This is a genomic window from Pseudomonas sp. NFPP24, from assembly GCF_900112095.1.
GTDB classification, from domain to species: Bacteria; Pseudomonadota; Gammaproteobacteria; order Pseudomonadales; family Pseudomonadaceae; genus Aquipseudomonas; species Aquipseudomonas extremorientalis.
The window spans coordinates 208900-221033 of sequence record NZ_FOKD01000006.1; the positions used below are offsets into that span (position 1 = coordinate 208900).

The following is a 12134-nucleotide window of genomic DNA, read 5'->3' on the forward strand; positions in this document are numbered from 1 at the left end:
TTTATCAGGCTATTGCGGTCCGGTCGCAAACGGCGCCGGACACAGATCGAGGCCATTACAGCCTCGATTTGAAACAAATCCTGTGGAGAAAGATTACCCTCCCCCACCGTTACAGCTTCCGGGACTAGCCCGGTACGCGGCGGATTTTCGCGCCGAGCATCTGCAGTTTTTCTTCAATGCACTCGTAACCACGGTCTATGTGGTAGATGCGGTCGATCAGGGTGTCGCCTTCGGCGATCAGCGCCGAGATCACCAGGCTGGCCGACGCACGCAGGTCGGTGGCCATGACTGGCGCGCCCTTGAGTTTCTCGGTGCCGGTGACGATGGCGGTGTTGCCTTCGACCTGGATCTTCGCGCCCATGCGGTGCAATTCGTACACGTGCATGAAGCGGTTTTCGAAGATGGTCTCGATCACGGCACCGGTGCCTTCGGCAATCGCGTTCAGGGAGATGAACTGCGCTTGCATATCGGTCGGGAACGCCGGGTACGGAGCGGTACGCACGTTGACGGCCTTGGGACGCTTGCCGTGCATGTTCAGCTCGATCCAGTCTTCACCGGTAGTGATTTCCGCACCGGCTTCGCGCAGCTTTTCCAGGACCGCTTCCAGGATAGTCGGATCGGTGTCCTTGACCTTGACGCGGCCACCGGTGACGGCGGCGGCAACCAGGTAGGTACCGGTCTCGATGCGGTCAGGCATTACCTTGTAGGTGGCGGTATGCAGACGCTCTACGCCATCGATGGTGATGGTGTCGGTGCCCGCACCGGAAACCTTCGCGCCCATGGCGTTCAGGAAGTTGGCCAGGTCGACCACTTCCGGCTCGCGCGCGGCGTTTTGCAGGACGCTGCGGCCTTTGGCCAGGGCAGCGGCCATCATGATGTTCTCGGTGCCGGTCACACTGACAGTATCAAAGAAGAAATTGGCGCCACGCAGGCCGCCTTCCGGCGCCTTGGCCTTGATGTAGCCGCCTTCGACGTCGATAACGGCGCCCATGGCTTCAAGGCCACGGATGTGCAGGTCAACCGGACGCGAGCCAATGGCGCAACCGCCAGGCAGGGCGACTTCGGCTTCGCCGAAACGGGCAACCATCGGGCCAAGCACCAGGATCGACGCACGCATGGTTTTCACCAGTTCGTACGGGGCTATCAGGGTCTTGATGGTGCGTGGGTCGATTTCGACGGCCAGTTTCTCGTCGATCACCGGCTCGATACCCATGCGACCGAACAACTCGATCATGGTGGTGATGTCGTGCAGGTGCGGCAGGTTGGCCACGGTCACCGGGCCATCGCACAGCAGGGTCGCTGCCAGGATCGGCAATGCGGAGTTTTTTGCACCGGAGATGCGAATCTCGCCATCAAGGCGGGCACCGCCGGTAATAATCAATTTATCCATAAGAATCTCGACGCCTTGGGGGCTCAGGTGCGCTCGGCCCAGGCCGCGCGGCTGAAAAATTTCATAGTGACCGCATGGATGCTGCCATCGGTGATCCACGGGTTCAAATGGGCATAGATCTGCTGCTGACGCTTGACCGGGCTGAGTGCCGCCAGTTCATCGCTAATCACGTTCAGCTGGAAGTTGCAGCCTTCGCCTTCAACTTCAACGGTCGTTTCCGGCAGCTTTCCTTCAAGAAAGCTCTTAACTTCTAGGGCCTGCATGCTCAACCTCTATCGGCGCCCAGTGCGCGCGGGTCGCACATCATACAAAAAAGCCCCGCGCCTGCGAACCCCGCATAGCAGGACTCTGACGGGGGGCCTCTTTAATAATGTGTATTAAGGATGCGCCAGCAGCTCGGTCAGACCGGAAACTTCGGCGATTTCGCGCATGTCTTCGGGCAATGCCCGGATGCTGACCGGCTTCCTGGCCGCCTCAGCATCACGCATGAAGCACAGCAGCAGCGACAAGCCGACGCTGCTGGACTTGGTCACGGCAGAACAATCCAGCACCAACGCGGGCGCAGTGCTGGTCTTGATCAGCGCCTGACCCTGCTTGCGCAGCTCAGGCCCGGTGCGGTAATCCAGCACGCCGCTGAGGAACAACTCACCGGCGTCGCCAAGACGAACAGCCGACTCGGTCATTGCACAGGCTTCCCGGCTTCTTTATCGGATGTTTCCTTGGCTTTGGCGACTTCACCGGCCCAACCGTTGATGGTTTTGTCCAGGTCGTTGCCATTACGCTGCATCGCATCAGCGAACTGATCACGGAACAGCTTGCCGATGTTGATACCGTTGATGATCACGTTGCGCAGCTTCCACTCGCCGTTGACCTTCTCGAGCGTGTATTGCACAGGGTAGACGGCACCGTTGTTGCCCTTGACGCTCATGTTGACGCTGGTGCGATTACCCGACTCGTCCCCGGCGGGAGCAACGGTAATGCCCTGGTTGTTGTACTCGAGCAGCGCGTTGCCGTAGAACTGGAACAGGCCTTTCTTGAAGTTTTCCTGGAAGGTCTGCATCTGCGCAGGTGTCGCCTTGCGCGAATACTTGACCGTCATGATGCTGCGGGAAATGCCTTCGGCATCGACCACCGGGCCGACAATGGCGTTGAGCGCATCGTAAAACTTGCTCGGATCTTGCTTGTACTGCTCTTTATTGGCAGTGAGGTCAGCCAACATTTTGTTGGTCGTGTCCTGCACCAGATCGTGCGCAGAACCTGCCGCGTTAGCTATCAGCGGCAGCGCTGCCAACAGCACCAGCAGGCCACGTCGCAAGGTAGAGATCATGAACAGATTCCTCATTTGGCGTCTTTATTGACCGTATTAAGCAGGAATTTACCGATCAGGTCCTCAAGCACCAGCGACGACTGTGTGTCGTGGATTGTCGAGCCATCCTTGAGCAGGGCTGTTTCCCCACCCACGCTGATACCGATGTATTTCTCGCCCAGCAGACCCGCAGTGAGAATAGATGCAGTGGAGTCAGTCGGCAGATTATCTACCTTCTTGTCCAGTTGCATCGTCACTCGGCCGGTGAAGCTGTCGCGATCCAGATCGATTGCCGTGACCTTGCCGATGGTCACACCGGCCATGGTCACTTTAGCTCTGACAGTCAAACCGGCGATATTGTCGAAGTATGCGTAAAGTTTATAAGTGTCGGCAGTGGGGCTGGCCGACAGGCCGCTGACGCGCAGGGCCAACAAGAGTAAAGCCAGGATGCCAGCCAGCAAGAAAAGGCCGACACCGATTTCCACAGTGCGGTTTTGCATCAGAAATCTCCAAACATCAAGGCGGTCAAAATGAAGTCAAGGCCCAGTACCGCCAGCGAGGCGTACACAACGGTCTTGGTGGTGGCGCGACTGATCCCTTCTGAGGTGGGCTCACAGTCATAGCCTTGGAATACGGCGATCCAGGTGACAACAAAGGCGAACACGATGCTCTTTATGATGCCGTTGAGCACGTCGCCAGTGAACGTCACGCTGTTCTGCATGTTGGCCCAGTAGGAGCCGTCGTAGACGCCCAGCCAGTCCACCGCCACCCACGAACCACCCCAGATCCCGACCACGCTGAAGATCATCGCCAGCAGTGGCAGGGAAATGAAGCCGGCCCACAGGCGTGGGGCAACAATGTACTTGAGCGGGTCCACGCCGATCATTTCCAGGCTGGACAGCTGTTCGGTGGACTTCATGTTGCCGATTTCGGCAGTCAGCGCGGAGCCCGCGCGCCCGGCGAACAGCAGGGCGGTCACCACCGGCCCCAGTTCACGCAACAGCGTCAGGGCGACCATCTGCCCCACCGCCTGCTCCGAACCATAGCTGGACAGGATATTGAAGCCCTGCAACGCCAGCACCATGCCAATGAACACCCCGGAGACCACGATGATCACCAGGGACATCACGCCCACCGAATGCAACTGCTTGACCAGCAGGCCAAAGCCGCCGCCAATTCCGCCACGGCCGAGCAATGCGTGGAACAGGAAAATCGTCGAACGGCCCAGCACTTCGACGATGTCGATGCCCGAGCGACCGAAAAGGCGAACCTTCTCGATAAGAGATGTCTTGCGCATCAGCGCTTCCCCAGAAGATCTGAGCGGTAATCCGCCGCCGGAAAGTGAAAAGGCACCGGGCCATCAGGATCGCCGGTCATGAATTGGCGAATGCGCGGGTTGTCGGCGTTCATCAGCTCTTCGGGCGTGCCCTGCCCCAGCACCTGGCCATCGCCCACTACATAGAGGTAATCGGCAATGCTCGCGGTTTCTGCAAGATCGTGGGAGACCACGATGCTGGTGATGCCCAGTGCATCGTTGAGCAGACGGATCAGACGCACCAGCACGCCCATGGCGATGGGGTCCTGGCCGACGAAGGGCTCGTCGTACATGAGAATCTGCGGGTCGAGGGCGATGGCACGCGCCAGCGCCACACGGCGCTTCATCCCACCAGACAATTCATCGGGCATCAGGTCGATGGCGCCGCGAAGGCCTACGGCCTGCAGTTTCAGCAACACAATGTCACGAATCATCTCATCGGACAGCTGGGTATGCACCCGCAGCGGAAAGGCCACGTTCTCGAAAACATCAAGATCAGTGAACAGCGCACCGCTCTGGAACAGCACACCCATGTGCTTGCGTGCATCGAACAGATCGCTGCGCGACAGCGTCGGCAGGTTCTGGCCGTTGACCCACACCTCTCCCGCACTGGGGCGCAATTGCATGCCCATCAGGCGCAGCAGCGTGGTCTTGCCGCAACCGGAAGGCCCCATGATGCCCGTGACCTTGCCGCGCGGAATGCGGATATCGACGTTATTGAAGATGCTGCGCGTCCCGCGCTTGAAGGTCAGTCCCTTCAGCTCGACCGCGTAGGCGTTATCGGCACTCATCTAAACTCCTTGGGATGCAGCCTCTCACTCAGACACCACGCTTGCGACAAACGTTTGCAACCTTTGTGCAATAGTTGGCCACGTGGGCTGGGCGGACCGAACTGGCGGCGAACTATATCACTGCTGGTACAAGGCGCCCAAGGCCGGAACAGTGCTTGTTCAGATTGGGGACAGGGAAAAATCGTTGCTGGGGTTGAATCTCAAGCACATTGCGAACAAACCCTGACGAACTTGCGTGAGGGAATTGATCATTACCGCTATAATCGCCGACTTTTCGTCAGGCTATACGATTTCAGACATGAGCCAATCCAGCGACCTTATTCAATCCGCACAACGCACCATCCGCCTCGAGCTTGAAGCCGTAGAAGGCTTGCTGGCGCATATTGACGCGGATTTCGTACGCGCCTGCGAGATGATTCTGGCCAGCAAGGGCCGCGTCGTGGTGGTCGGCATGGGCAAGTCGGGCCACGTCGGCAACAAGATCGCCGCCACCCTGGCCAGCACCGGAACCACCGCGTTTTTCGTGCACCCGGCCGAAGCCAGCCACGGCGACATGGGCATGATCACCAAGGATGACATCATCCTTGCCCTGTCCAACTCCGGCACGACCAACGAAATCGTGACCCTGTTGCCGCTGATCAAACGCCTGGGCATCAAGATGATCAGCATCACCGGCAACCCGGAGTCGACGCTGGCCAAGGCCGCCGAAGTGAACCTGAACGTCCACGTGGACCACGAGGCCTGCCCGCTGAACCTGGCACCGACCTCCTCCACCACGGCCGCACTGGTCATGGGCGATGCCTTGTCCGTAGCACTGCTGGAAGCCCGGGGGTTTACCGCCGAAGACTTCGCGTTTTCCCATCCAGGCGGCGCCCTGGGCCGCCGCCTGCTGCTGAAAGTGGAAAACGTCATGCACTCGGGCGATGAATTGCCTCACGTCCAGCGCGGCACCCTGCTGAAAGACGCGCTGATGGAAATGACCCGCAAGGGCCTGGGCATGACCGTGATCCTCGAGGCCGATGGCCGCCTGGCCGGGGTCTTCACCGACGGCGACCTGCGCCGTACCCTGGACCGCACGATTGATATCCACACCGCCACCATCGACGCGGTAATGACACCCCACGGCAAGACCGCGCGCCCCGAGATGCTGGCAGCCGAAGCCTTGAAGATCATGGAAGACCACAAGATCGGCGCGCTGGTGGTGGTTGATGGCGACGACCGCCCGATTGGCGCCCTGAACATGCACGACTTGCTGCGTGCAGGAGTGATGTAGATGACCAGCGACCTGTTGCAACGCGGCAAAAATATCAAACTCGCGATTTTCGACGTTGACGGTGTGCTGACCGATGGCCGCCTGTACTTTCTCGAAGACGGCAGCGAATTCAAGACATTCAACACGCTGGACGGCCAGGGCATCAAAATGTTGATGGCGGCGGGCGTGCAAACGGCAATTATCAGCGGCCGGAAAACGCCCGTTGTGGAACGGCGTGCACAAAACCTGGGGATTCCTCACCTGTATCAGGGCCGCGAGGATAAACTGGTGGTTCTGGACGAGCTTCTTGGCCAACTCAACCTAAGCTATGAGCAGGTCGCCTACTTGGGTGATGACCTGCCAGACCTGCCGGTGATTCGCCGAGTAGGCCTGGGCATGGCCGTCGCCAATGCGGCGGCGTTTGTTCGCGAACACGCCCATGGCATCACCAGCGCCCGCGGTGGCGAAGGTGCCGCCCGCGAGTTCTGCGAGCTGATCCTGCGTGCCCAGGGCAGCCTTGAAGCGGCCCACGCCGCCTACTTATAGAGCGTTTTATGCCGAGCAAAAAGATTCGCAACTTCCTGTTATTCGGGGTCATCGCCGCGCTGTTCCTGGCGGTGGGCTACTGGAATATCAGCCCGGAGCGCTTTCTCGACCAGCCTGCTGCGCAGGTTGACGAGGGCGCTATCGACTATTACGCCATCAATGCCAAAAGCGTGCAGTTCCTGCCTGACGGCAAGGTGCAATACGAGATGACCTCGGACAAGGTCGAGCATGTGAAGGCTAGCGAAGTCACCCTGCTGACCAACCCGGACATGAACATTTACCGCGGCACCGAGTTCCCATGGCACGTCACCAGCAAGCGTGGCGAGGTCAACCCGGACGGTACCGAGGTGGAACTGATCGACTCGGTGCGCATTGCGCGCACTGACGATAAAAGCCGTGAGACCGTGATTACCAGCAGTCGCATGACCGTATTCCCGCAGAAGCAATATGCGCAGACCGAGCAAGACGTTAGAATCGACGGCGCTGGCGGTGTATCGACTGGCAAAGGAATGAAAGCGTATTTGAAAGAAAGCAGGATACACCTGCTATCGAACGTAAGAGGACAGTATGAGGCTCGTTAAAACTCTCCCTATTTTGCTCGGCCTGGGCGCAGCACTGGGAAGCGTGAGCGCCTGGGCTCTGCCGAACGATAGCCAGCAGCCGATCCACATTTCAGCTGACGATGCGCAACTGGATGACAAGCAAGGCGTTGCCACCTACACCGGCGGCGTGATCATCACGCAGGGTTCGATGAAAATCACCGGCAATACCGTGACGCTTACGCGCACCAAGACCGGCGATATCGATGTCGTGACCTCGGTCGGCAACCTGGCTTACTTCGAACAGAAGCAGTCCGCGACCGATACCGGACCGATGAAGGGCTACGGCAAGACCATCCAGTACCATGCCCAGCAGAACCGCATCGTCCTGATCGACCAGGCCAAGGTGCTCAGCCCCGATGGCAACTCCACGGAAGGTGAGAAGATCACCTATGACACCGTGAAACAGATTGCAAACGCCGGTCGTGCCAATGGCAACAAGGTCACCGCGCCTCGTCCACGGATCGACATGGTTATCCAGCCGAAGAAGAAGGCCGAGTAATGGCAACCCTGAAAGCCCAGCATCTGGCCAAGGCCTATAAAAGCCGTCAGGTCGTGCGCGACGTCAGCCTGTCGATCGACAGCGGCCAGATCGTCGGCTTGCTCGGCCCCAACGGCGCCGGCAAGACCACTTGCTTCTACATGATCGTCGGCCTGGTCCAGGCGGACCAGGGGCGCGTGCTGATCGATGACCTGGACGTGAGCCACCAGCCAATGCACGGCCGCGCCCGTGCCGGTATCGGCTATCTTCCACAGGAAGCGTCGATCTTCCGCAAACTGTCGGTGTCGGACAATATCATGGCGATCCTCGAGACCCGCAAGGAACTCGACCGTGACGGCCGTCGCAAGGAGCTGGAAAGCCTGCTGCAGGAGTTCCACATCAACCATATCCGCGACAACCTCGGCATGAGCCTGTCCGGTGGTGAGCGTCGCCGTGTGGAAATCGCCCGCGCCCTGGCCACTGCACCCAAGTTCATCCTGCTGGACGAGCCGTTTGCCGGCGTCGACCCCATCTCGGTCGGCGACATCAAGCAGATCATCCATCACCTCAAGGCCAAGGGCATCGGCGTGCTGATCACCGACCACAACGTCCGTGAGACGCTCGACATCTGCGAAACCGCCTATATCGTCAATGACGGCCAACTGATTGCCGAAGGTGATTCCGCCACAATCCTGGCCAATGAACTGGTCAAGGAAGTGTATCTGGGTCACGAGTTCCGCCTGTAAACACCGTGGTGTCACGGCGTTCGCCAAGGTGCGCGGGAGTCAATGAAAACCTCCGGATTTTTATTGTTACCGCGCTCTAGGCAAAGCACCCGACATCAGGCATATAATTTGCTTATGTTTGGCGCTCACGCGCCCTGTCGTGGATGGCGCATTGCGCCGGCGAATAAGGTGTTAAGCCCCTGCCATGAAACCATCGCTAGTCCTGAGAATGGGCCAGCAGCTGACGATGACACCGCAGCTGCAACAGGCCATCCGCCTGCTCCAATTGTCGACCCTGGACCTGCAACAGGAAATCCAGGAGGCCCTGGAGTCCAATCCGATGCTCGAACGCCAGGAAGAAGGCGACGACTTCGATACTGCAGACCCGCTGGCCGATAACATCGAGCAAAAACCCAATTCCGACGTGCAGGAACCCTCCTACCAGGAAACCGCCCCCACGGTGGACAACCTTGAGGAAGGCGAATGGAACGAACGCATTCCCAACGAGCTTCCGGTCGACACCGCCTGGGAAGATGTCTACCAGACCAGCGCCAGCAGCCTGCCCAGCAACGACGATGACGAGTGGGATTTCACCACCCGCACCTCTGCCGGCGAGAGCCTGCAGAGCCATCTGCTATGGCAACTGAACCTTGCACCGATGTCGGACACCGATCGCCTGATCGCCGTAACTCTGATCGACTGCATCAACAATCAGGGTTATCTAGACGAGACGCTTGAAGAAATTCTTGAAGCCTTCGACCCCGAACTGGATATCGAACTGGACGAGATCGAAGCCGTCCTGCACCGCATCCAGCAGTTCGAGCCTGCCGGTATCGGCGCGCGCACCCTCAGCGAATGCCTGCTGCTGCAATTGCGCCAGCTGCCGGCCAAGACCCCATGGCTCGCCGAGGCCCAGCGCCTGGTCACCGACTACATCGACCTGCTGGGCAGCCGCGACTACAGCCAGTTGATGCGCCGCATGAAGCTCAAGGAAGACGACCTGCGCCAGGTCATCGAGCTGGTACAGAGCCTCAACCCGCGCCCTGGCTCGCAAATCGAGTCCAGCGAAGCCGAGTACGTGGTTCCCGACGTGATCGTGCGCAAGGACAACGAGCGATGGCTGGTGGAACTGAACCAGGAGTCGGTGCCACGCCTGAGGGTCAACCCGCAATATGCCGGTTTCGTCCGCCGCGCCGACACCAGCGCCGATAACACCTTCATGCGCAACCAGTTGCAGGAAGCCCGCTGGTTCATCAAGAGCCTGCAAAGCCGCAACGAAACCCTGATGAAAGTCGCCACCCAGATCGTCGAGCACCAGCGCGGCTTCCTGGAATACGGCGACGAGGCGATGAAGCCGCTGGTACTGCATGACATCGCCGAAGCGGTGGGCATGCATGAGTCGACCATTTCACGCGTGACCACGCAGAAATTCATGCATACCCCACGGGGTATTTATGAACTGAAATACTTTTTCTCCAGCCACGTCAGCACCTCCGAAGGCGGTGAATGCTCGTCCACGGCGATCCGCGCGATCATCAAAAAACTGGTTGCCGCGGAAAATCAGAAAAAGCCATTGAGTGACAGTAAGATCGCTGGTTTACTGGAGGCACAAGGCATTCAGGTCGCCCGTCGAACCGTCGCCAAGTACCGCGAGTCCCTCGGGATCGCGCCTTCCAGCGAGCGTAAGCGTTTGATGTGACGGGCGGGCCACAGCGTTCCAGTGGCAGGCGCCTTTGCCTGCCGCTTTATGCACTGGCAACGAAGGAGAAGCTGTATGCAAGTCAACATCAGTGGACACCAACTGGAAGTGACCAAGCCCCTGCGTGAGTACACCGAAAGCAAGTTGAACAAGCTTGCAGGGCATTTTGACAAGATCACCAACGTGCAGGTCATCATGGAGGTCGATAAGCTCAAGCAGAAAATCGAGGCCACCCTGCACGTACCGAATGCCAAGCTCGTCGCCAATGCGGAACATGAAGACATGTACGCGGCGATCGACTCGCTCTACGACAAGCTGGACCGCCAACTCATAAAGCATAAGGAAAAGAATCTGCACCTGATGCAAGGTACAGGTCGTTAACTCTCCCCCCATGATCCGACTTGAAACCATCCTGACCCCCGGCCGTTCCCTCGTGAACGTGCCGGGCGGCAGTAAAAAGAAAGCCCTCGAACAAATTGCCAACCTGATCGCGCGCGAAGTGCCGGATCTGGAGATGCAGGATGTCTTCGATGCGCTGATTGCCCGTGAAAAACTCGGTTCCACGGGTTTTGGCAACGGCATCGCCATTCCTCACTGTCGCCTCAAAGGCTGCGAAACACCTGTCAGTGCCCTGCTGCACCTGGAAGCCCCCATCGATTTCGACGCCATCGACGGTGCGCCGGTAGACCTGCTGTTCGTCCTGCTGGTCCCGCAAGCCGCTACCGATGCGCACCTGGAACTGCTCCGGCAGATCGCCAGCATGCTCGACCGCAAGGAAGTACGCGACAAACTGCGTAGCGCCAGCAGCAATGAGGCGTTGTACCAGGTTGTCCTGGATGAACAGAGCGGGCAGTAACCATGCGCTTGATCATCGTCAGCGGCCGCTCCGGCTCGGGTAAAAGCACCGCCCTCAACGTTCTTGAGGACAACGGGTTCTATTGCATCGACAACCTGCCCGCTGGCCTGCTGCCAGAGTTGGCGGAACGCGCCTTGATCCATACCGAACTGGCCCAACCGCTGGTCGCCGTTTCGATTGATGCCCGTAACCTGCCCAGCCACCTCGAGCGATTCCCGCAATTGCTCGAGGAAGTGCGGGGCAAGCACATTCATTGCGACGTGCTGTACCTGGACGCCGACGAAGAGACCCTGCTCAAACGCTTCTCCGAGACCCGCCGGCGCCACCCCCTCAGCAGCTCCCATCGCTCTCTGGCCGAAGCCATCGAAGACGAAACCAAGCTGCTGGGACCGATCATTGACCTCGCCGACCTCAAGATAAACACCACCAGCCTCAACCTGTACCAGTTGCGCGATACCATCAAGCTGCGCCTGCTGAACCAGCCGGAGCCGGGCACGGCATTCCTCGTGGAGTCGTTCGGGTTCAAGCGCGGCATGCCGGTCGACGCCGACCTGGTGTTCGATGTGCGCTGCCTGCCTAACCCGTACTGGAAACCGGAGCTGCGTGACCAGTCCGGGCTGGATCAGCCCGTGGCCGATTACCTGGCGGCGCAACCGGATGTGGAGGAGATGTTCCAGGATATTTCCACCTACTTGCTCAAATGGCTGCCACGCTTTGCTGCAAGCAACCGCGCCTATGTCACCATTGCCATTGGCTGCACTGGCGGCCATCACCGCTCCGTCTACCTGACCGAGCGCCTGGGCCAGGTGCTGCAACAAACTCTCAAGAACGTCCAGGTCCGCCACCGCGACCTTAGCTGAAAGGAACACCCCCGCGATGCCCGATCTGGAAATTGAAATCATCAACAAGCTGGGCTTGCACGCCCGCGCCTCGGCCAAGTTCGTGGGCGTAGCAGGGCAGTTCCCCTGCCAGATCCGCGCCGGGCGTACACCGGAATCCATGGTCGACGGCAAGAGCATCATGGCCATGATGATGCTGGCGGCCGGCAAGGGCACCCGGATTCACTTGAAGACGGAAGGCGAGCAGGAAGACGAAGCAATGGCCGCGCTGGTGGCGCTGATCAACAATTACTTCGACGAAGGTGAATAACCCTCTGTAGAAGCGAGCTTGCTCG

At 59.2% G+C, this 12134-nt stretch carries 17 protein-coding genes; 10 read left to right on the top strand and 7 right to left on the bottom strand.

Going from position 1 to position 12134, the window contains the following annotated elements:
• Positions 1 to 124: 124 nt before the first annotated feature.
• The 7 genes from murA to BM026_RS14935 all read right to left on the bottom strand — a co-directional run bounded on the left by murA (position 125) and on the right by BM026_RS14935 (position 4802).
• Positions 125 to 1390, bottom strand: a complete 1266-nt coding sequence (murA, locus tag BM026_RS14905) for a UDP-N-acetylglucosamine 1-carboxyvinyltransferase (protein WP_010213103.1) — start codon at positions 1388 to 1390, stop codon at positions 125 to 127.
• A 23-nt stretch (positions 1391 to 1413) separates the two neighbouring features.
• Positions 1414 to 1653, bottom strand: a complete 240-nt coding sequence (locus tag BM026_RS14910) for a BolA family protein (protein WP_003188597.1) — start codon at positions 1651 to 1653, stop codon at positions 1414 to 1416.
• Positions 1654 to 1767: 114 nt separating this feature from the next.
• Positions 1768 to 2073: an STAS domain-containing protein gene (locus BM026_RS14915; protein WP_071491154.1), complete on the bottom strand. Its 306-nt coding sequence runs from the start codon at positions 2071 to 2073 to the stop codon at positions 1768 to 1770.
• The gene (locus BM026_RS14920; protein WP_092240748.1) at positions 2070 to 2717 is read right to left on the bottom strand and encodes an MlaC/ttg2D family ABC transporter substrate-binding protein; all 648 of its coding nucleotides are present in this window, start codon (positions 2715 to 2717) and stop codon (positions 2070 to 2072) included. The genes BM026_RS14915 and BM026_RS14920 overlap by 4 nt, the downstream gene beginning before the upstream one ends.
• Before the next feature lie 11 nt (positions 2718 to 2728).
• Positions 2729 to 3196, bottom strand: a complete 468-nt coding sequence (gene mlaD, locus BM026_RS14925) for an outer membrane lipid asymmetry maintenance protein MlaD (RefSeq protein WP_017845975.1) — start codon at positions 3194 to 3196, stop codon at positions 2729 to 2731.
• On the bottom strand, positions 3196 to 3993 hold the full coding sequence (gene mlaE / locus BM026_RS14930; protein WP_003188592.1) for a lipid asymmetry maintenance ABC transporter permease subunit MlaE: 798 nt from the start codon (positions 3991 to 3993) through the stop codon (positions 3196 to 3198). Before mlaE ends, mlaD begins: the two co-directional genes overlap by 1 nt.
• On the bottom strand, positions 3993 to 4802 hold the full coding sequence (locus BM026_RS14935; protein ID WP_003171811.1) for an ATP-binding cassette domain-containing protein: 810 nt from the start codon (positions 4800 to 4802) through the stop codon (positions 3993 to 3995). The genes mlaE and BM026_RS14935 overlap by 1 nt, the downstream gene beginning before the upstream one ends.
• Before the next feature lie 298 nt (positions 4803 to 5100).
• Here BM026_RS14935 and BM026_RS14940 point away from each other — a divergent pair, with 298 nt between their 5' ends.
• The 10 genes from BM026_RS14940 to BM026_RS14985 all read left to right on the top strand — a co-directional run bounded on the left by BM026_RS14940 (position 5101) and on the right by BM026_RS14985 (position 12109).
• Positions 5101 to 6075 (top strand): KpsF/GutQ family sugar-phosphate isomerase, encoded by a 975-nt coding sequence (locus tag BM026_RS14940; RefSeq protein WP_071491152.1) that lies wholly within the window; start codon positions 5101 to 5103, stop codon positions 6073 to 6075.
• Entirely contained in the window at positions 6076 to 6600 is a 525-nt protein-coding gene (locus tag BM026_RS14945) for a KdsC family phosphatase (RefSeq protein WP_058414321.1), read from the top strand. It abuts the gene before it with no gap.
• Between the two features lie 8 nt (positions 6601 to 6608).
• Positions 6609 to 7181, top strand: coding sequence for an LPS export ABC transporter periplasmic protein LptC (lptC, locus tag BM026_RS14950; protein ID WP_093529176.1), 573 nt, complete (start codon positions 6609 to 6611; stop codon positions 7179 to 7181).
• Positions 7168 to 7701 (top strand): lipopolysaccharide transport periplasmic protein LptA, encoded by a 534-nt coding sequence (gene lptA / locus BM026_RS14955; protein ID WP_032893554.1) that lies wholly within the window; start codon positions 7168 to 7170, stop codon positions 7699 to 7701. The genes lptC and lptA overlap by 14 nt, the downstream gene beginning before the upstream one ends.
• A complete protein-coding gene (lptB, locus tag BM026_RS14960; RefSeq protein ID WP_016974288.1) occupies positions 7701 to 8426 on the top strand; it encodes an LPS export ABC transporter ATP-binding protein in 726 nt (241 codons plus the stop codon). The genes lptA and lptB overlap by 1 nt, the downstream gene beginning before the upstream one ends.
• 184 nt (positions 8427 to 8610) lie before the next feature.
• Positions 8611 to 10104 (top strand): RNA polymerase factor sigma-54, encoded by a 1494-nt coding sequence (locus BM026_RS14965; protein WP_093529179.1) that lies wholly within the window; start codon positions 8611 to 8613, stop codon positions 10102 to 10104.
• A 75-nt stretch (positions 10105 to 10179) separates the two neighbouring features.
• Positions 10180 to 10485 carry a ribosome hibernation-promoting factor, HPF/YfiA family gene (gene hpf / locus BM026_RS14970; protein ID WP_003171804.1) on the top strand — a complete coding sequence of 102 codons (306 nt, stop codon included), beginning with the start codon at positions 10180 to 10182 and terminating at the stop codon, positions 10483 to 10485.
• Positions 10486 to 10495: 10 nt separating this feature from the next.
• Complete coding sequence (ptsN, locus tag BM026_RS14975) at positions 10496 to 10960, top strand: PTS IIA-like nitrogen regulatory protein PtsN (RefSeq protein WP_038851044.1); 465 nt, start codon at positions 10496 to 10498, stop codon at positions 10958 to 10960.
• A gap of 2 nt (positions 10961 to 10962) precedes the next feature.
• Positions 10963 to 11820 (top strand): RNase adapter RapZ, encoded by an 858-nt coding sequence (gene rapZ / locus BM026_RS14980; protein WP_093529182.1) that lies wholly within the window; start codon positions 10963 to 10965, stop codon positions 11818 to 11820.
• A 16-nt stretch (positions 11821 to 11836) separates the two neighbouring features.
• On the top strand, positions 11837 to 12109 hold the full coding sequence (locus BM026_RS14985; protein ID WP_093529185.1) for an HPr family phosphocarrier protein: 273 nt from the start codon (positions 11837 to 11839) through the stop codon (positions 12107 to 12109).
• Positions 12110 to 12134 lie beyond the last annotated feature (25 nt).

What these genes read in the sequence shown, in the direction of transcription:
- hpf (WP_003171804.1), top strand. Translation starts at nt 10,180, where the DNA reads ATGCAAGTCAACATCAGTGGACACCAACTGGAAGTGACCAAGCCCCTG.
- ptsN (WP_038851044.1), top strand. Translation starts at nt 10,496, where the DNA reads ATGATCCGACTTGAAACCATCCTGACCCCCGGCCGTTCCCTCGTGAAC.
- murA (WP_010213103.1), bottom strand. Translation starts at nt 1,390, where the DNA reads ATGGATAAATTGATTATTACCGGCGGTGCCCGCCTTGATGGCGAGATT.
- lptC (WP_093529176.1), top strand. Translation starts at nt 6,609, where the DNA reads ATGCCGAGCAAAAAGATTCGCAACTTCCTGTTATTCGGGGTCATCGCC.
- BM026_RS14915 (WP_071491154.1), bottom strand. Translation starts at nt 2,073, where the DNA reads ATGACCGAGTCGGCTGTTCGTCTTGGCGACGCCGGTGAGTTGTTCCTC.
- BM026_RS14920 (WP_092240748.1), bottom strand. Translation starts at nt 2,717, where the DNA reads ATGATCTCTACCTTGCGACGTGGCCTGCTGGTGCTGTTGGCAGCGCTG.
- rapZ (WP_093529182.1), top strand. Translation starts at nt 10,963, where the DNA reads ATGCGCTTGATCATCGTCAGCGGCCGCTCCGGCTCGGGTAAAAGCACC.
- mlaD (WP_017845975.1), bottom strand. Translation starts at nt 3,196, where the DNA reads ATGCAAAACCGCACTGTGGAAATCGGTGTCGGCCTTTTCTTGCTGGCT.
- BM026_RS14965 (WP_093529179.1), top strand. Translation starts at nt 8,611, where the DNA reads ATGAAACCATCGCTAGTCCTGAGAATGGGCCAGCAGCTGACGATGACA.
- BM026_RS14940 (WP_071491152.1), top strand. Translation starts at nt 5,101, where the DNA reads ATGAGCCAATCCAGCGACCTTATTCAATCCGCACAACGCACCATCCGC.
- lptA (WP_032893554.1), top strand. Translation starts at nt 7,168, where the DNA reads ATGAGGCTCGTTAAAACTCTCCCTATTTTGCTCGGCCTGGGCGCAGCA.
- mlaE (WP_003188592.1), bottom strand. Translation starts at nt 3,993, where the DNA reads ATGCGCAAGACATCTCTTATCGAGAAGGTTCGCCTTTTCGGTCGCTCG.
- lptB (WP_016974288.1), top strand. Translation starts at nt 7,701, where the DNA reads ATGGCAACCCTGAAAGCCCAGCATCTGGCCAAGGCCTATAAAAGCCGT.
- BM026_RS14945 (WP_058414321.1), top strand. Translation starts at nt 6,076, where the DNA reads ATGACCAGCGACCTGTTGCAACGCGGCAAAAATATCAAACTCGCGATT.
- BM026_RS14910 (WP_003188597.1), bottom strand. Translation starts at nt 1,653, where the DNA reads ATGCAGGCCCTAGAAGTTAAGAGCTTTCTTGAAGGAAAGCTGCCGGAA.
- BM026_RS14935 (WP_003171811.1), bottom strand. Translation starts at nt 4,802, where the DNA reads ATGAGTGCCGATAACGCCTACGCGGTCGAGCTGAAGGGACTGACCTTC.
- BM026_RS14985 (WP_093529185.1), top strand. Translation starts at nt 11,837, where the DNA reads ATGCCCGATCTGGAAATTGAAATCATCAACAAGCTGGGCTTGCACGCC.